The sequence below is a fragment of the Emticicia fontis genome (assembly GCF_054779675.1).
Genome location: NZ_BAAGXU010000021.1, coordinates 63,219 through 82,144, shown reverse-complemented (window position 1 = coordinate 82,144; position 18,926 = coordinate 63,219). Strand labels below are relative to the sequence as shown.

The 18,926-nt window shown below is 37.3% G+C and carries 19 protein-coding genes; 7 read left to right on the top strand and 12 right to left on the bottom strand.

Going from position 1 to position 18,926, the window contains the following annotated elements; all coding sequences use genetic code 11:
• Window positions 1-34 precede the first annotated feature (34 nt).
• Window positions 35-709, bottom strand: coding sequence for a TetR/AcrR family transcriptional regulator (locus tag ACYVFA_RS12500; RefSeq protein ID WP_460472162.1), 675 nt, complete (start codon window positions 707-709; stop codon window positions 35-37).
• A gap of 131 nt (window positions 710-840) precedes the next feature.
• Between ACYVFA_RS12500 and ACYVFA_RS12495 the strand changes: the two genes are divergently transcribed.
• From ACYVFA_RS12495 to ACYVFA_RS12485, 3 genes are all read left to right on the top strand, one after another.
• Window positions 841-2,478 carry a peptidase domain-containing ABC transporter gene (locus ACYVFA_RS12495; RefSeq protein ID WP_460472161.1) on the top strand — a complete coding sequence of 546 codons (1,638 nt, stop codon included), beginning with the start codon at window positions 841-843 and terminating at the stop codon, window positions 2,476-2,478.
• Between the two features lie 146 nt (window positions 2,479-2,624).
• Window positions 2,625-3,974 carry an HlyD family secretion protein gene (locus tag ACYVFA_RS12490; RefSeq protein WP_460472160.1) on the top strand — a complete coding sequence of 450 codons (1,350 nt, stop codon included), beginning with the start codon at window positions 2,625-2,627 and terminating at the stop codon, window positions 3,972-3,974.
• Window positions 3,975-4,080: 106 nt separating this feature from the next.
• On the top strand, window positions 4,081-5,457 hold the full coding sequence (locus tag ACYVFA_RS12485) for a TolC family protein (RefSeq protein ID WP_460472159.1): 1,377 nt from the start codon (window positions 4,081-4,083) through the stop codon (window positions 5,455-5,457).
• A gap of 91 nt (window positions 5,458-5,548) precedes the next feature.
• Here ACYVFA_RS12485 and ACYVFA_RS12480 read toward each other — a convergent pair whose 3' ends face one another.
• The 3 genes from ACYVFA_RS12480 to ACYVFA_RS12470 form a co-directional block, all read right to left on the bottom strand.
• A complete protein-coding gene (locus ACYVFA_RS12480) occupies window positions 5,549-6,004 on the bottom strand; it encodes a DUF6265 family protein (protein ID WP_379790719.1) in 456 nt (151 codons plus the stop codon).
• 85 nt (window positions 6,005-6,089) lie between these two features.
• The gene (locus tag ACYVFA_RS12475) at window positions 6,090-6,905 is read right to left on the bottom strand and encodes a DUF6597 domain-containing transcriptional factor (protein WP_460472158.1); all 816 of its coding nucleotides are present in this window, start codon (window positions 6,903-6,905) and stop codon (window positions 6,090-6,092) included.
• Window positions 6,906-7,122: 217 nt separating this feature from the next.
• Complete coding sequence (locus ACYVFA_RS12470) at window positions 7,123-7,968, bottom strand: polysaccharide deacetylase family protein (protein WP_460472157.1); 846 nt, start codon at window positions 7,966-7,968, stop codon at window positions 7,123-7,125.
• A gap of 190 nt (window positions 7,969-8,158) precedes the next feature.
• On the opposite strand from ACYVFA_RS12470, the gene ACYVFA_RS12465 reads away from it, so the two are divergent.
• The gene (locus tag ACYVFA_RS12465; protein ID WP_460472156.1) at window positions 8,159-9,211 is read left to right on the top strand and encodes an alpha-hydroxy acid oxidase; all 1,053 of its coding nucleotides are present in this window, start codon (window positions 8,159-8,161) and stop codon (window positions 9,209-9,211) included.
• Window positions 9,212-9,471: 260 nt separating this feature from the next.
• On the opposite strand, the gene ACYVFA_RS12460 is transcribed toward ACYVFA_RS12465, so the two are convergent.
• The 7 genes from ACYVFA_RS12460 to ACYVFA_RS12430 form a co-directional block, all read right to left on the bottom strand.
• A complete protein-coding gene (locus ACYVFA_RS12460; protein ID WP_460472155.1) occupies window positions 9,472-9,867 on the bottom strand; it encodes a VOC family protein in 396 nt (131 codons plus the stop codon).
• Between the two features lie 213 nt (window positions 9,868-10,080).
• A complete protein-coding gene (locus tag ACYVFA_RS12455) occupies window positions 10,081-10,725 on the bottom strand; it encodes a hypothetical protein (protein WP_460472154.1) in 645 nt (214 codons plus the stop codon).
• Window positions 10,726-10,808: 83 nt separating this feature from the next.
• Window positions 10,809-11,354 carry a Crp/Fnr family transcriptional regulator gene (locus ACYVFA_RS12450; RefSeq protein ID WP_460472153.1) on the bottom strand — a complete coding sequence of 182 codons (546 nt, stop codon included), beginning with the start codon at window positions 11,352-11,354 and terminating at the stop codon, window positions 10,809-10,811.
• A gap of 74 nt (window positions 11,355-11,428) precedes the next feature.
• The gene (locus tag ACYVFA_RS12445) at window positions 11,429-12,766 is read right to left on the bottom strand and encodes a hypothetical protein (protein ID WP_460472152.1); all 1,338 of its coding nucleotides are present in this window, start codon (window positions 12,764-12,766) and stop codon (window positions 11,429-11,431) included.
• Between the two features lie 86 nt (window positions 12,767-12,852).
• On the bottom strand, window positions 12,853-13,728 hold the full coding sequence (locus ACYVFA_RS12440; protein ID WP_460472151.1) for a cation diffusion facilitator family transporter: 876 nt from the start codon (window positions 13,726-13,728) through the stop codon (window positions 12,853-12,855).
• A 143-nt stretch (window positions 13,729-13,871) separates the two neighbouring features.
• Window positions 13,872-14,543 carry a response regulator transcription factor gene (locus ACYVFA_RS12435; protein WP_460472150.1) on the bottom strand — a complete coding sequence of 224 codons (672 nt, stop codon included), beginning with the start codon at window positions 14,541-14,543 and terminating at the stop codon, window positions 13,872-13,874.
• Window positions 14,544-14,983: 440 nt separating this feature from the next.
• Window positions 14,984-16,159: a glycosyltransferase family protein gene (locus ACYVFA_RS12430; RefSeq protein ID WP_460472149.1), complete on the bottom strand. Its 1,176-nt coding sequence runs from the start codon at window positions 16,157-16,159 to the stop codon at window positions 14,984-14,986.
• Between the two features lie 346 nt (window positions 16,160-16,505).
• Between ACYVFA_RS12430 and ACYVFA_RS12425 the strand changes: the two genes are divergently transcribed.
• The gene (locus ACYVFA_RS12425; RefSeq protein ID WP_460472148.1) at window positions 16,506-16,700 is read left to right on the top strand and encodes a hypothetical protein; all 195 of its coding nucleotides are present in this window, start codon (window positions 16,506-16,508) and stop codon (window positions 16,698-16,700) included.
• Between the two features lie 71 nt (window positions 16,701-16,771).
• Here the strand turns inward: ACYVFA_RS12425 and ACYVFA_RS12420 are convergent, their stop codons facing one another.
• Entirely contained in the window at window positions 16,772-17,293 is a 522-nt protein-coding gene (locus ACYVFA_RS12420) for a YciE/YciF ferroxidase family protein (protein ID WP_460472147.1), read from the bottom strand.
• 554 nt (window positions 17,294-17,847) lie between these two features.
• Here ACYVFA_RS12420 and ACYVFA_RS12415 point away from each other — a divergent pair.
• Entirely contained in the window at window positions 17,848-18,267 is a 420-nt protein-coding gene (locus ACYVFA_RS12415; protein ID WP_460472146.1) for a response regulator, read from the top strand.
• Between the two features lie 241 nt (window positions 18,268-18,508).
• Window positions 18,509-18,754, top strand: coding sequence for a hypothetical protein (locus tag ACYVFA_RS12410; protein WP_460472145.1), 246 nt, complete (start codon window positions 18,509-18,511; stop codon window positions 18,752-18,754).
• Window positions 18,755-18,926 lie beyond the last annotated feature (172 nt).

Here is an 18,926-nt window from a genome sequence, read left to right as displayed (position 1 = left end):
TTGGGGCACGATGGCGGGTGTCACGGCTGCGCATTTATCTCAACACCCTAAAAACCAGATCCTCTAAATATGCAGCAACATAAACCGAGGCAGCTTCATCGGTTTTTACATCTGTCAGTCTTTTCAGATGGGAGCTAAAAAACTGTTGATTGTGTGAGGTTTCTATCAGCATACTGCTTAAAGAATGCGGGTATGGATACTGTGGGTCAATTTCAAGTACAATATGGGCTATGGTATTACACAGATCCTTGAAAGGATTGAATACATTGGCCTGATTAACTTCTTTTATTTCTTTGATCATATATCCTTTACTGCTTTCAGTAATAACGATCTGATTCAGGTAGGGAATGTCATATTTCATCTTGCCCGAGTCGATGGGCATTTCGCGGGTAAGGAGTTGTATTATTTTCTTGATTTTCAATCGCGGGTCGCTGATATTCTTCAGCTGATACATCACCAGAAACTCCTGATAACTCCAATACCAGTTCAGAATGTAAACCAGAAGCAGGTGTTTATTCTTAAAATAGCGGTAAATACTGGCCTCGGTTGTGCCAATTTCCAGCGCCAGTTTTTTGAACGTGAAATGCTCATAACCAAGCTCATAGATTAATTCTATGGCTTTTCTTACAATTTCCCTTCCTAATTCACTACTTTCGGGATCCCTGATGTATATTTTATTGTTTACGCTAAAATTTAACTGGTATTCCATATTAAGAAAATTTAAACAAAGCTAAATAATAATAGTGACTATACAATAAATAATAACTTTACATCATTTAATAATAGTATTACTATCATCAAAAAAAGTTTTATTATCTTTGCAAAAATTATTGAAATCAAATGGCTGATAATCATACAATTCACCCCTTTATAAGGATTATCAATCTGCTAAGGCTTGATAAAGAGGATATTACTTCGCTTTACTTTTATGCTATACTTGCCGGAATCATACAGTTAGTATTACCGTTAGGTATTCAATCAATTATCAACTTTGTAATGTACAATACCGCCTCAACTTCACTAGTTGTGTTGATAGGTCTGGTTATTGTCAGTGTTTTCTTTGCAGGTTTTTTACAGATTAATCAGATGAAACTCAGCGAAAAGATTCAGCAGAAAATCTTTGTCCGCTATGCCTTTGCTTATTCTGACACATTGCCCAAGATACGGCCGGAAGCTACAGAGGGTTATTATATGCCTGAGTTGACCAATCGTTTTTTTGATACAGTTAATCTTCAAAAAGGTTTATCCAAGCTTCTGCTTGATGTACCAACGGCATTTATTCAGATACTTTTCGGAATCCTCTTGCTGTCATTTTATCATACGATATTTATTGCTTTCGGAGCATTACTTCTGCTAATTGTTTACATGATTTTCAGATTGAGTTCTGAAAAAGGTCTGGAAACGAGTTTGAAAGAGAGTGATTTTAAGTATAAAGTAGCTGCCTGGTTACAGGAAATCAGTCGTACGCAGAATACTTTCAAAAACTTTGAATATACTCAGTTAAATATCCAGAAAACAGATGAATATACACAAGGGTATCTGCAAAATCGTACCCGACACTTTGGTATCCTTACTACTCAATACTGGAGTCTGGTAGTTTTTAAAGTTGTGCTCACTGCCGCCATGCTCATTATCGGCTGTGTCCTTTTGCTCAATAATCTGATTAATATCGGGCAGTTTATTGCGGCTGAGATTGTGATTATTGCTATCATGGCTTCGGTCGAAAAACTGATTACCAGTATAGATATTGTATATGACGTGCTCACAGCCGTTGAGAAACTGAACAAGGTATTACAAACACCAACAGAATCAAACGGGAATCTGGCATTAAACAATACAAGTCCATTAAGAGTTGAGTTTAAGAATGTAGGTTTTTCTTATACGCATAAAAACTTTTTGCTTAATGGGATTTCATTTCTGGTAAAACCCGGAGAAAAGGCTCTTTTGAATAAAACTACCTCAGGTGCCGGCACTAGTACAATTCTGAAACTGATTAGTAATAATCTATCTGAACATACGGGAAGCATTCTTATCAATGATATTCCGATAGATAATTATGATATGCTGAGTTTCCGGAAAAACGTCAATTACCTGAGCGGGCAAAACGAAATCTTTAATGGCACACTCTGGGAAAACATCACGATTGGCAACCCAAATGTAAAGCCCGAAACAGCCAATCAGCTGATTAAAGAATTAGGTTTTAATGGATTTATCGAGGAATTTGAAAAAGGTTTTGCCACAGTATTATTTACCAAAGGAGCAAAACTACCCTCTCACCTGATTCAGGAAATTCTTTTGTTACGTGCTTTTGTTCAGCCTTGCCAATTGATGATTCTTGATGAACCATTCAAAAGTCTGAATAAAGCCAAGCGTGAAAAAATAGCTGAATATATCAGCCGTTTGCCTATGACGGTTATAGTTGCCGCCGAGCAAGACGGCATTCAGACACATTTTAATAGAATTATAGAATTAACATAATTAAGGGATTTAGCGAATTAGTGATTGAGTGATTAGTCAAGATTTTGCAAATAGTAAATAGTATAAGCAACGGTTGTTTTTAATCACTCATTCACACAATCACCGCAGCGGCGGACCGTACATTCACTCAATAGACATTTGCACATATGAAATATATAGAAACTGTTTTTGAACAAGAAGATTTAGGCAAGCAGCCTAAATCGTTCAGAGATATTTATTTTATCGACCGGCAAAGCAAAGTAAAATACTGGACTTATGGACTGTTAGGGCTGTTGGTACTGGCAGCATTTTTACCCTGGACACAGAACATTAAAAGTCGGGGGAAGGTAACTACTCTCCGACAGGAACAGCGTCAACAGGGAGTATATAGTGCCATTACCGGAAAAGTAATACAATGGTATGTGAAAGAGGGTGATATGATTAAGAAAGGTGATACCATTGCACGCCTGCAAGAGGTAAAGGTAGAATATCTTGACCCGAATCTGATCGACCGAACACGCCAACAGATTACGGCTAAAGAACTGGCGAATGAAAATTATCTGAGTAAAGCTAATACAGCTAATGAACAAACCCGGGCAATGGAAGAAGCGCTGCGCCTGAAAATTGCACAGATAAATAACAAAATATCACAGACTAAAGCCAAAATACAGGCAGATAGTATGGATATGCTAGCAGCCAGAAATGATTTTGCTATTGCCAGCGAACAGCTGAAACGCCAGAAACAAATGTATGATCAGGGCTTGGTATCGCTTACCCAATATGAACAACGTAATCAGGCTTTTCAGAATGCATTGGCCAAACGGACAGGAAGTGAGATTAAATTTATGAATTCAAAACAGGATTTAATTAATCTTTCGCTTGATCTGAATGCTACTAATCAGGAGTATATTGAGAAAATTTCTAAGACCAGAGGCGAACGTTTTCAGTCACTTTCGCAGATTGCCAGTGGTGAAGCAGACATTGCCAAACTCGAAAATCAATACAATAGCTACAAACTTCGTAATGAATTATATTATGTGATTGCCCCACAAAGTGGACAAGTAACGAGAGCCAATAAAGCAGGTATAGGTGAAATTGTGAAAGAAGGAGAAGAACTGGCTCAGATTGTACCAGACCAGAGTGAAATGGCCATTGAGATATTCGTAAAGCCGCTTGATATTACCCTATTGCAACCGGGTAGAAAAGTAAATGTGATTTTCGACGGGTTTCCGGCTATTATATTCAGCGGCTGGCCTACGCAATCATATGGCACTTTCAGAGGGGTTATTACAGCCATTTCTAATAATGTTGATCAGGCCACCGGAAATTTCAGGGTTTTAGTAAAACCTGATGAAAGAGAACGTCCGTGGCCTAAGACTTTGCGCTTAGGTACAGCCACCGACACATTTATTTTATTAAAAGATGTACCTCTTGGCTACGAAGTCTGGCGTAATATCAATGGTTTCCCGCCAGAATATTATATCGAGGCAAATGCTGATAAAGCAGCCAAGAAATAGTAAAAACAGAATACTGTAGAGAAGGCAATGATTAGTTAAATGATGATGATATCATACAATCAGCACATTGTAGCGACCCAATCACTCATTCACTCAATTATTTACAATGCAAAAAATATTATTATATATAGTCACATTCCTGAGTTATATGCCAATTGCGCAAGCGCAAGAAAAACTGGTGTATGATGAGTTCATGAATATTGTCAGGAAATACCACCCTGTTGCACAACAAGCTTATCTGCAAACCGATATGGCAAAAGCGGAGCTACTAAGTGCACGAGGAGCATTTGAGCCATCAGCTTATTTCAATAAAAACGAAAAACAATTTGGCGGCAAGCATTATTATACCTATCTCACCTCAGAACTGAAAATACCTACGTGGTATGGCGTAGATTTTAAGGCGGGTACAGAAAATAATGAGGGACAATATACCGCTACCGAATTGACCAAAGGAAGAAGCAGTTTTGTAGGTGCGTCGGTCTCTTTAGGGAAAGGTTTATTGATAGATAAGCGTAGAGCGGCTGTGAAGCAAGCGCGTGAAATGGTGGCTTATTCGGATGAAGAGCGTCGTTTGATGCTGAATCAATTGCTTTATGAAGCCACTGCGGCTTATTATGAATGGCAGAATGCTTTTTTTCTGAAACAACTGGCTGATAGCCTTCTGCAAATCAACCAGGAGCGCTACCAGTTTATTAAAAATGGCGTAACACTCGGCGACCGTCCGGCTATAGATACCGTAGAGACGCTGGCGCAATTGCAGAGTTTTGAATTCTCACAGACCGAAGCACAGCAGACGCTCAATAATGCCAGTTTTGAATTAGGGAATTTCTTATGGCAAGATAATCAACAGGCTTATCAATTACCTGCTTTCGTTCAGCCAGACCAGGCACGTATCAATAAACCATTAATGCCTCTGAGCGATTATCTGAATGCGGCAATCACCCACCCGAAATTACAACAGGCGCAAATCAAGAGCAATGTATTGGATATTGAGAGGCAACTCAAATTCCAGAGTTTGTTGCCTACGCTTAATCTGAATTATAATATGCTGAATAAAGATTATACCTTCTTTGCCGAACCTAATCTTTTTCAGAACAACTATAAATGGGGCTTTACGATTGGTTTACCCCTATTTCTTCGTGAGGCACGCGCTGAATATCGCAAGGCTAATCTGAAAATAACCCAACAAGCCTGGGAAAACAGAATCCTGTTTACTGAACAACAAAACAAAGTAAATCAGTATTTCAATGATGCCGTGCAATTGCAACGCCAATTAGAAATTTACCAGCAAACAGTCAATAACTATCGCCGACTTTATCAGGCTGAACTTACCAAATTTATTAATGGTGAAAGCAGTCTGTTTTTAGTCAATAGCCGTGAAAACAAACTCTTTGAAGCCCAACAAAAATTGATTTCTCTCCAAACCAAAGTAGCGAAGTCTATTATTGGCGTTGATTATGCCGCAGGACGCTTAGCCCAGTAAAAGCTTTTTGTATTCAGAAACAATGGGCAAATTATGACTCAAACAATTCTTGTGAGCCTACTGCTCACAAGAATTGTTTTTTAACTCTCCTTCAGGGGTTGGGGGCTTGTTTTACAATCTTATACCTAAACCCCTTATCTCCATTACCCAATATACTTACCGCAATCGTTTGAGCATCAAGTGCTTTATACTGAATCTTTTTGGGGAAATCGTGGCTTAAGTTTTCAAATGATAATAGGTCTTTTACGTTTGTATTCAGTACAAACGTAATTGTTTCTCCGTTGTTCTGATTGGGCACTCTGGCCTGATAAGTAAGCTTGCCATCAATCATTTTTAGTGTCAGATGCTCAGTTATTACTTTTTCTCCTGCTTTCATTTTATAAGAATAGCCTTCCATTGTACCATCGGCATTCTTTTTCCATACTTCGTAGGTTTCTTTACCTTCTATTTTCCAGGTTCCTTCTAAAAAGCTTGCCTGATCGAGGCCATCTTTTAGAGTATAAGAGAATAAAAGGAAGGTACCTAATAGGCTAATAAATGTTTTCACCTTGCTTGTGTTTAAATGGTTTATCTCGTTTCTATCAACAAAAATGAAACATACATAATAGTCAAAATTGTAAAATTGCGACAAGCTATTCTTTATCTATAAATAAGGCTGACATCCGGAGATTATTGGCATAAAACTTTTTCGGGCTTACTCCTGTAAACGCTTTAAAATCTTTGATAAAATGTGCCTGATCATAATAATTCCCCTCATAGGCAATAGCAGTGAGGCTTTCTGAATTTTGTGCGGATAGCATTTTAAGCGCTTGCTGGAGTCTGATGATTTTGGCTAATTGTTTCGGACTCAAACCTATCACCGACGAAAATTTTCTTTCCAGTTGTCTTCTGTTGATTTGCAGATTATCTGATAGTTCATCAACCGACACTTGTCCGCCCAGATGGATAATCATTTCAATACTTGATTTAATCAGTTTATTAATTGATTCAGGCGTACTTAATATTTGCCATAGAAATGACTCTATCAAGGCAATTCTGTCTTCTGTAGTTGTAGCCTGTAGAATATCTTTTTCCAGGGTAGTTCCGGTTTCTCCAAATAATTCATTCAAGGATACGGCACGGTTTTCCATCTGGCTCACAGGTATAGTGGCAAAAGCGATAAAGCCATCCGGCTGAAAACGTACCGAGAAAATATTGGTTTCTCCGGTTGGCTCAATATCTAAGGGTTTTGTGATTTGTCCGAATACAAAACTTCTGGGTTGAATCAAGCAGCTCCCATCTTGCAGGTATTGTTTATATAAATCTCCGCAATGAAAAACCATTTCCATACAGCCGTCAGGTACTATTCTTTGCTTTTGAGGCTCTGACTCTTCAGGTGCAAGCAATGTCCAGTAGCATTTAATAAAAGGCAATAAATCAATAGACGGTGTATAGATTTTATAATCCATCGAAACTATTTAAAATGGGATGATATAAAGATAAGTTTCTCGACCCCTTTTTCATATAGTCATCAGGTTAATTTTTCATTATCAAAAATCCTATATTCCTTAGTTTGCTGATTGGCATTCACAAAATACATTCTATGTAACTCAATCTTTCAATTTCTTTCGAAAACAACCTCACAACATACAATCAATCATCAATAAAAAGAAGTTAAATTCTGAACTACTCTCCTCTTTGAGAAATCAGTCTTTCGTGTGTCAGTTTTACAAAACGATAGCCCTTTGCTTTTAATTCAGGAATAGCCATTTGTAATGCCTGCAACTCATACCATTGCGGATGATTAAAGTGCATGATTACGATGGCGCCGGGTTTGGCATTTTTGATAATATTGTCTTTGATAACTTTTGGGGGAGTAAAAGGGATGGCATCGCCACTTAGAATATCAAAATTAATGACTTTCATGCCTAGTTGATTGGCAAGTTTGGCACAGGTTTCATCGGTATAAGCTGTAGCTGACCGAAAGAACTGAGGTCTTTTGCCTGTCAGTTGGGCTATTTTTCGTGAATTGAGCTCCATTTCGTCTATCACTTCCGAAATGTTCTGGGTTGAAGCTATTCCATATTTGGTTTCGCCATCAACTGAGCAAAGCCGATGCAATAAGCCATGATTACCGATTTCAAAGAGCGTATCAGCGGCCAGTTTTCTGAAAGTATCCATATTATCGTCAATCCAGAGACCACTGGTAAAGAGCGTGGCTGGGATATGTTCTTTGCGAAGAAAATCTATTAATGGGGCATTATAATCATTTCTTTTACCGATACAGGCATCAAAAGTAAAGGCAATTACTTTATTCTTGTCGTCTACATCTTCAAATACATCCTTAATCACCATGCCAAATCTACCGGGTTTCGCATCAGGAAATTCGCTCATAATCTTATCCCTGAATTTCAGGTATTCGGGGGTATAATACGATTGTATTTTTGTCTTGTAATTCGTCTCAGCAATCTTTGCGTTTTGAGCGTATGCTAAAGCAGGTGCAAGCAATACAAGCAAAAGGTATTTTTTCATAAATGAATAGGTAAAGAGGTTCAAATCGATTCTTTAGATTAAGCATATCTGAAACGGAATCAAATTTACAAATTTCTCTGAATTGGGATTGCTTTTGAGAGTTCTGTTAATTATCTAATTGCAAAACAAACTAAACTTAAACTGATTCTTTCATTATCTTTGAAATACCAATTCAACCTGAACCCTACCCATGTCTTTAAGCAATAATTCGCCTACCGATCTATCCGAAATCGTTAATCTGTTTGATTTTGAACCAATGGCTGCTTCCAGAATGTCGCGCATGGCTTATGAATACGTAGCCAGTGGTGCAGCAGACGAGATAACACTCAGATGGAACAGGGAAGATTTTGATAATATTAAACTCAATACTACTGTATTGAATGATGTTACTAAACTTGATACTTCTCTCTCTTTATTTGGGCAGGAATTAGCTCATCCTATACTCATTGCGCCTACTGCCTTTCATAAAATTATGCACCCTGATGGAGAAATCGGTACTGCTAAGGGGGCTGGATTGGCTTCGGCTACTTATGTGGTGAGTTCATTTACCACTACTCCACTCGAAGATATAGTTCAGGCAGCTACCGAACCTTTGTGGTTTCAGTTATATGTAAGAGACGACCGTGCCTACACCAAAGACCTGATTCAGAAAGCTGAATCGCTGGGTTTCCAGGCGCTTTGTGTTACGGTTGATACTCCGACACCGGGTATCCGCGACCGTCAGGTGAAAGTGGGTTTTGCCTTGCCGGAAGGCGTGATGGCTCATTATTCGCTTGGAGAGATAGGTGCACCTAAAAATCCAATCACCTGGAAGGATATTGAATGGCTGCAATCATTTACCAAAATTCCTATTTTATTGAAAGGCATTCTGAACCCTGAAGATGCGGTAAAGGCTGTTCAAGCTGGGGTCGATGGCATTATTGTATCCAATCATGGGGCACGGAATCTGGATACTGTTCCATCAACTATTGAGGCATTGCCTCGTATTGCTGAGAAAGTAGATCAACAAATACCTATATTGCTGGATGGGGGAATCAGACGGGGAACTGATATTATGAAAGCCCTTGCTTTGGGTGCAAAAGCCGTATTGCTTGGCAAACCCATCTGTTATGGCCTGGCCTGCGGTGGTGAAGCAGGGGTAGCCAAAGTGATACAGATTTTAAAAGATGAATTTTTATTAGCTATGATCCTTACCGGAAGAACTAGTTTAGCGAGTATTGACCGATCTGTGATCTGGGAGTAATGTGATTTCGTAAAATTATTATACATCGCATAAATCTTTCTTATTTATCTGATAAATCGCTTGCATTATAACCTCCAAAAACCCTCAAAAAGTGCCCTAATTAATCGATTTTACCATTCGATAAAAATTTTTGACCGTCTGATACATTAGCCATATCTTACCAGCCAATTACAGCAAAAGTTGTTTTGGATAGGGCTACTTATTTTTAGTAGCTCCTATTTTCTGTGAAACCCATTTGCTGTTTTAAGCTTATTTTTTTATCAATTCTGTCTTTCTCCAATACAATAGCATAAGCCATCAGGGGCAACTACAAAGAATACCTTCCATAGGGTTGTGCCATGACTTTGAGAGCTGAAATCGGCATCAATCTTTTCAAATCCCGATGCTTTCAGTTCTTCGAATGCGTCTTGTACATCATTCACTTCAAAGAAACAACCGTCCTGGGTTGGGTCTCCGCCATTTTCGGCCAGACCAATTTCAATGTCATTTCTTTTTAAGACAACTGATTTATAAGGAGTAGTGCTTTCTGATACTTTTTGAAAACCCATAATGGTTTCATAAAAAGGTAACGCTGAATCTACGTTTTCAACCGGTAAATTCATTTTATCCTGTTGATAAGGCCAGGCATTTTTGTAAATTACTTGTGATGGTTTCATAGTTTTATTTATGGAAAATGGGATACGGAACACGGAAAAAGGAGAAAGTAATTGTTTATATTTTTAGAATTTAATTATCATTTATTTAATTGCGTAACCTTGTGCTTTATCGTGTACATTGTGGCAAAATAGGTATTAAATTTTTCCACAATGTACACCAGGTACTTAAAGTTACACAATTTAAAACTATACTTTAGTATGCTGAAATAGCCTTTAATTATGTTCTGTGGCTTTTGTCCAACGCATTACCCCTCCTACTAATACCAGCCAACTCACTAAGCCAAAAATAAAGATTCGGAAGCCGTAAACACTGATGAAATTGAAATTGGTGAAGACGCCTATTAAGCCAAAGGCAATGATGATAAAACCATAATACCCTATCCATTTGGGCAATCGGGCTTGCATGACAATCATTACAGACCATAAAGCGATGGCAAAAACACAGGCCGAAATAAAGATGTAATCCATGGCAGCATTGATATACCTGCCATAGCCGATGATGGCTTTCAGGACAGACTCATCGATGTCTTTATTATAATATTTTTCTACAAAATACGGTAATACAATTCCATTGATTGAGCCTGCTATCATGATAGCGATTAATCCGGCACAAAAAGTAAAGAAAGCCAGCATAGAAATTCTATTGGGGGTTTGTAACAATACAGATAATCCCCAACTACCAAAACCTATAAAAGGCAAACAAAAAATGGCTAATGCATGTGAGAAAACAATGGCAGTTTTGATATGATTGATATGCTCCAGACTTCCGCCGCTTGGGTGCAGAATCATGGTAATAGTGGCTAATAATGAGCCTGTCAGCAGGCATAGGGCGGCAGTTTTTCTGAATTGAATTTCCATGTGATTGTTTGTCAGATTTGAGGCACAAAAATGCTTCATCAGGCGCAAACCATCACTTGATTCAAATCAAGAAATACCTCGTATCAATACATTCCTCTTACTCTGCTCAGTGTTTCAGGGGTAATTTTGAGGTATGAGGCTATCATTTTGAGGGAAAACTGCTGGAGTAATTGTGGTTTGGTTTCTAGGAGGTAGTTATATTTTTGCAGAGGTGTGAGCGCATTATCGAAATAATGGATCCGGGCCATGCCTTGTTCCATTACCTTGCCCAATTGAAAAAACACAGGCGAAACTTCTATCAGATGATGTACTACATGAATGGTAAGCTCTAAAACTTCACAATTGGTATAGGCTTTGATTTGTGTAGTGGAAGGTTTCTGTCCAACGAAGCTTGGATAATTCATTATCCATTCATTTTCAAGATATAAATCAATCACGTTTTCATCAATATCATTCATCGAAAGCTGATATGCTGCTCCTGAAATCAAAAGATAAGCAGATTGAGAAATGGCTCCTTCGGCTAATAATAATTCATTCTTTTTGAATTGCCTCTTTATTAATAGTTTTTCGGCTAAAGTAATGTCTTCATCAGAAAATCTCCCTATTTTTTTTAATGCTGCCTGAAGCATGATTTTATTTTCCAATTATAAGAATCAGCAGAAATATACTGTCAAAGTATGCTTTAACTAATTCAGCATGTGATTTAATGAGAATCGTTATAGGTTTTGGAAACTATTTTCCAATTATTGATTGATTTGTCCCAAGAGTAATTCTTTGTGAAAATTACAGAATTTGAGGTATCATAGATAAGTTCTCTCTTTTCTTCTCCAATAATTGCCTGAATATCATGATTCCATCTATAATTAATTTCAGAAATCAGGTGTCCATTTTTAAATGTTCTTTCAAGTTTTGAAGAGTTTCTCATTTCATGTTTTTTTTCATCCCAATAGGACAAGAAAACAGTTTCTTTCTCGCCTTCATACATTATTTCTGTCTTGTCAATTATATGCAAAACAGGTTTATTGTTTTTGTGGGAATGGATTTCTAAAATCATTTTACCGGCGTCGTTATAAGTCTTTTCATACTGTTCGAGCTTACTCCATTTTTTTAACTTACTATCCCACTCATAAGCAATTAATAAACTTATCTTTCCTTGTGTGTTATATGCCCGTTCAAATTTGGACAAAGGAGACAACACAACTACAATTCCATCATAACCATTAATAGTATGTGAGATTTCTTTGTTATTCTCATCAAAAGAAAAATCTTCCTTTCGCGTCTTTATCCATAGTTTTCGTGCAAAATCAAATCCATATTTTACTTCCGAAACCTTGTTATTGTTCTTATCATAAACAAACTCAAACTTTGTATCATCAATCCAGTTGTCATTCCCACTAAATCCTCTCCATTCCATTCTAAATATTTCGTTATTATGGGCATCATAAGTATGTTTACTTTTTTTACTCTTTTTCCACATTTTCCTATCCTCATTCCAATAATGACTTTCGAATGAAGCTATTTTATTGGCGACATTGTAAGTTGCTGATTCCTTATAAGTACCTTTCCAGCCGTAGTGCCATTCATATTGAGACTCTACTATTTTATTTCCATTGGTATCGTAGGCATATTCCGTTTTCTCTTTAAGCGTCCATCTGCCTACTTCACCGCTTGCCTGATATATTGTAGTAAGCAGGAGATTCTTATTCGCATCAAACTTATTTTCAGTCTTGGCAAATTCATACCAGGCGTTTTTTTCCTCATACCACTGGTATCTGGCATTCAAGGTTTGCATCCGGTTTTTATCAAGCACCTTTTCATACCTTTCAGAGTTCTCCCAGATTAGTTTTGAAGTATTCCATTTTTGTGAAATTGATACATTGATGGTATCCTTTTCAATACTGTATAGTGTTCTCAGGCTGGCAATAGAATCTTTATCTGAAGAAAAATTATAGATAGTGCTTGATTTATAACGGCTGTCTATGTTTTGTGCAATTATAGATGTAGTACATAAGCAACACAACAGGAATAAATACTTTTTCATATCACAAGTAATGTATTGGGTTAAAATAATCAAACAACAGTTTTTATTTTAGGAAATATTGACCATTTATTTTGTTAATCAGGCAATTATTCGTGCGGCTCCACATGAATCAGTATCTGCTCTAATTCCGGTATTTCTGCTTGTAGATAATCTTTCAAATTATGTGCTACTGTATGCCCTTCTTTTACACTCATATTGGCATCTACCACGATATGTAAATCTACATGGTATTTCATACCAGCTTTTCGTACAAAACACTTTTCGGTATCTATTACGCCTTTTACTTCTAAAGATTTTTCTCTGATCGTAACGATTATGTGATCATAAAGATTTTCGTCCATGATTTCGCTTAGAGCCGGGCGGAAAATCAGATAGCAATTATAAAGGATAAATCCGGCAGCAAATAAGGCTGCCCAATCATCGGCCGATTCGTAGCCTTTGCCTAGAATTAAGGCTATAGAAATTCCGATAAACGCCGCTACTGAAGTGATGGCATCGCTGCGATGATGCCAGGCGTCTGCTTTTAATGAAGAACTATTGGTTTCTTTACTCCGGCGTATAACTATCTGGTAAGAAGTTTCTTTCCAGATTATGATCAGGCCCAGCACAATCAATGTCCAGGCTTTGGGTAATTCATGTGGTGTCTGGATTTTTTCGATACTTTCATAAGCAATCAATGTTGCCGAAATTATCAGGAAGCCTACTACCATAAAGGTAATCAGTGGTTCGATACGGCCATGCCCATAGGGATGATTCTTATCAGCAGGACGGCTTGCATATTTTATTCCTAGCAATACAAAAAGCGAAGTAAAAATATCTGTAGTAGACTCAATAGCATCGGCAATCAGGGCATAAGAGTTACCAAAAAAACCGGCCAGCCATTTTGTCCCAGCCAGCACTATATTACCAAAAATGCTAAAGTAAGTAGCCTTTATCGCTTTTTCTTCAGGAGTATTTGACATTTATATGGGATTGTTGAAGAGTAGAATCTTTGGTCAATGTTTCTGCAAAGGTAGGGCAAAAGATTGAATATTGTCGAATTGAAAATTCTTTATTCGACAATCTCCATCGCAACAGTTAACCGTTCGACATTCAACAGTATTCTTTACTTCAACACATATCCCATTCCAAAAACCGTATGAATTAGTTTTCTATCAAAGTCTTTATCAATTTTCTTTCTCAGATAATTGATATACACCTCCACATAATTGGTACCTTTATCGAAGTTAATATTCCAGACATTATCGGCAATCTGAACTTTAGATAGTACCCGTCCCTGATTCCTTAAAAAATACTCAAGCAACTTAAATTCCTGTGCTGTCAGTGTAATTGGCTTATCTTCCCGCCTGGCACTTTTGTCTGTAAGGTTTAGCTCCAGGCCATCGTATTTCAGTATTTCTTTGGTAACAAGTGTTTCGCACGAACGTCTTGTCAGCGAGCGAACTCGTGCCAGAAGTTCTGAAACCTGAAAGGGTTTTACCAAATACTGGTCGGCTCCTGCATCAAATCCTTTGATTTTATCTGCTGTTTCGCCCATTGCAGACAGAATCAAAATAGGGGTCATATTTCCTGCCTCCCGTAGTTCCTGAATTAACATAAATCCATTGATACCTGGCAGAATAATATCTGTAATAATACCTGCATAAGAATTGCGCATAGCCAGTTGTTTGGCTATCAATCCATCATAGGCGATGTCCACTTCGTAGAAATGGTCTTCTAAGGCTTGCTTAATTACCTTGGCGGTTTTGGGCTCATCTTCTACCACTAATAGTCTCATTGAAAAAAATTTAGCCCTCTAATGAAATTCTAATAATCTCTTAAGCCATTTCTAATACTAACAATAGAAATTTGCTTTGATCAATTAAAATTGTAGTTCATTATTAAAGTTAACTATCAATATCAATTGCCAATTCTAAGCTTATTATAGTGGAGGTATAAATGCTTCTAGTTAATAGAGGAGGCTTCTTGTTTTAAATAAAGTGGAGTTTATTTACAGCAAACAATCTAGTTCCGGTTAGCAAAGATAATAACTATTTTTTAATTCGATTATTTTCCTGTGATTTTCTGAAATTTCTTTTGCTTTAATTCAAAAACAAAAATCCTACCTTCGGGTAGGATCTTTTCAGAAATCTTACATTGAATCACTAAAAAGGCTAATGCCTTATCAAGTGCTGGTGCTCTAGTGTCTGAAACATCAGCGCACCGCATTGGTCTACCTCAGGCAATAATATGGGTCTTTATCAGATGTCTCATCTGTTGCCAGGTAATATCCCACGAATGTGTTTTCAGGAATTCATCAATATTTTTCTTCCATTCTTTGCGTTTATCGTGCAAAAGGACCTCTTCAATGGCTGTTTCAAATTCAAATACGTTCTCGGCTGTGTTCACTAAACCCATTTCCTGATATGGGCTGATAATGTCAGGTACCGGAGTAGAAATAATAGGTTTAAATGCTGCAAGATATTCTGGTGTTCTGGTGGGTATATGCGCCTGCGACGCTATTGATGTTGATACGAGTAATAGGGCTGCATTCCAGCCACTGATATAAGAGGGCATTTCCTGATAAGATTTTGTACCCAGATAATGAATATTCTCTGCCTTTGGTAGTTTATCTTCATCTATGCCTACTATCGGGCCTATCAGAACAAACTGCCAGTCTGGGCGGCGGTCTGAAAGTGCTCTTAGTAGTTCTACATCAAAGCATTCATCAATTGCCCCGTACAGACCCAATCTTGGTAACAGGATTTCTTCCTGATCAGCTGGTTCAGGCAATTCTATGCGGGCTTGCATGAAATGCTCTTTATCTATGCTACTCGGGAAATTATATACCTGCGGGTGCCAGTTCTGCTTGGCTTCGTAGAGTGATTTGCCATTGGTAAATACCAGATCGCTTTGCGAGATTAATTCATTTTCAATGTCTATCAAGGCAGGCTGTGTGCTTCTGATAGGCGTACAACAATCATACACGACTACTCTTGGATATAGTTCGGAAGTATATTGAATGACCGTCGGCGAATAATACCATGTTCCATAATTCAGAATTTTATAATCAGCACAAAGCCTGGCTAATAACTCCTGCATGATTTTATCAGTATCTTTCTTTGATAAATCTTTGGAAAGTTTCGGGCTGACCACCAAAAGATTTTTATGTTTTTTGAGTTCTTTGATACCCAACTCTGGTTCTTTGATTTTTTCTTCAAAAGATGGATCTTCTATATAAAAGACTCTCCACTTTTTGGCGGCATGGCTCATCAGATGCTGTGGTCGCTGAAAAACAGACTCCCATTTGATAGGAGAAAAACAAAGCAGCGTATCTATATTATCTTCCTCATGTACTTCTACAATCTGCGTATCGTGAGGAAACGGGAAATCTTTGGTATCGAAACTTTTCATAATTAATCTACTTTTGGCTGTATATATACACTAAATAAATGTACCTGAGGTAATTCAAATAAATTGATAGTATCCAGAGAATTAATAGTGATAACTTGTGGAATATTGGGGCTTAAAATACCCGTGGATAAATGTGATATGTATGGTTATTTTATCCGGTTTAAAAGGGTCGGTTGAATGATAAGGAATGAATTGCTAATCAATTTTCGAATAAAGGCATCTGGTATTGACGTTTTACCCTTATTTAGTTGCTCTTCCGACCGTTCAGTAAATTATGGCATAGGTTTTGTCATTACTCTATCAGTATAGCTCTCAAAATGCTGTTATCATTAAAATTATTAAAATCATGTCAACACAACAAAACGAACATAAGAAGCTATTGGAAGATGCACATCTGCGGCTCTTGAAAACCAAAGCCTTGATTCTTGATGCGCAGATGCAAGTAGTGAAAATGAAAGCTTTAGCTTTAAGAGCACGTATGCAAGCGCTTAAAAATCTGACATTAATCGGGCGTGTAGATTTTCATACAACGCATGAGTAAAAAAAATAAGCTTTGCATTACACAAAGCTTATTCTGACCAAACTTTCTTTCTTATTCTTACACTTGTTTTCTTATTCCTGAGCGGCTTCTTCGTTGATATGCGATTCTGCCAGATTTGTTAATTTTTTATCTGCCGCACCTTCTTCGTCCAGTATCTGCTGCAATACCTCTGCTGCATCATAATGCCCTAGCATACGAGCCAGCGTTCTGAGTGTACCATAAGAAGCGATTTCATAATGCTCTACTTTCTGTGCAGCCATAATCAGACCGCAGTCGCGCACTTCGGTACCTTTGTCTGTAGAACTAATAATCTCTTCTCCTTCTTTTATCAGACCTTCCATAGCCGCACAAACCTTTGTATGTGCCTTTTCGCCAATAAGGTCAAAAACTTGTTCAACTTTTTCAACGTGGCCTTCCGTTTCGCTCAGATGTGATTCGAAGGCATCTCTCAGATCTTCTGATGTGGCTGCTTTTGCCATTTTTGGCAATGCTTTTGTGAGATGTTTTTCTGCCCAATAGATGTCTTTCAGACCATCCACAAATAATTCTTTTAGTTTTTCACCTTCTTGTTCTGATGCTGCATAATTTTTCATAGCAATTTGGTTGTTTTAAGAGTTTAATAAAAAGAGGAATTGCTATTTAATGCAAAAAAAATGTGCCACTTCAATATTAAGAAATGAACCATATTTTCTGGGAATTATGTTACCTGTAAAACGAGAAGAGTTTTTAAAAGCGAGGTAAAAAAGTTACATAATTTAATCTAATGTGAAGCCGCAGAAAGGTATATCTTTTTATAGGTTGTCATTAAAAAGATACCAAAAAGTGTCATTTTAATTAAATTTCAGTTAAAAAATCATTTTTTTTATCGATAAAGACAATTTTTGCATAAAAAATCCTATTTTTATAGAACTTACTAAACCCAACATAACACATGAATCAATTGAATCGAAAAAGAAGTTTTAATTAGCCATAGAAAACAAAGCTTCGCCTCTTATCACCCCATTGCGAAAGACTTGAATGATGGTTCTAACAGAGCCATCCGAATCATGTAAAATCCGGAACTGCGTAAGCAATCAGGCAGATTTTACGGAATATTTATGTGTCAGTCTTATCAAGAATATTTACAAATACTATAAAAGACCTTACTATGCACGTATCATTAAATGTAGTCCTGGCGGAAGACGACAAAGACTATCAGGAAATATTTAACAATGCACTCACAGAGGTGAACATCCCAACCACGCTTACGGTTGTAAGCGATGGTGTAGAACTCATGAAAACCTTACAAACTCCTGGCTCACCCGCTTATAATATTGTTGTTTTAGACATTAATATGCCCAAAAAAGATGGGATTGAGTGCCTGAGAGAAATCAGAAAAGATAGAAATCTGAGTAGTACATTTTCGGTGATTCTAACGTCGACTTTTGATCCGATTATCAAAGCAAATGCATATGATGCCGGAGCCAATCTGTTTCTGACCAAGCCTGAAAATTTTGATGAATATGTCGAAACTGTCAGAAAAATATTGACTTCTGACTGGCAAATGAATCTGCCTATTTTCTTTTAAGCGATAGTTTTTATTACGATATTTTTAAGGGTGATAAGGCATCATTTATGCCATTATCACCCTTATTTTTTTCGCACAAAGCGTTTTATTGACTACTTTTCTACCTCAATCTATACTAAGTACGCTACTTTATCTGTTATACTTACATACTGCATCATATAATCATAATCTCTCACCCTTTATATTTTTAACCTAATTAAATACGCTTAGAAAAATTTCTAAGCCATAACACTTACCGATTATGATACTCATGACTCAAATCAATAATATAAGAGAGTTTATCAAAGATGCTTTGCAGCAATTTGGTATACACTACGAAGAAATCACGGCAAGCAGCACAGATGAAGGGAAGACTATTGTTTTAGCCCGGAAGAATTGCCCTGAGATGTTCGACGATTTTATTCAGTTCATTACGAAACAAGGCTTTAAATATAAATCGTACTTCTGCCCGACGAGGAATCGGATTAAGGTAGATGTGTCGATGTGAATTATGAATGTTGAATTAGTGAATCGAGAATAACTATTCGCTGATTCACCATTTGTTTCCAAACTCATCACTCACCAGCATCGAATGGTATCTCTTGAAAAACCTGTTTTTTTGACTAAATCTCCTATCAACATAAGCAGACTATTTAAGAGCATGTTTAAAAATTATGATC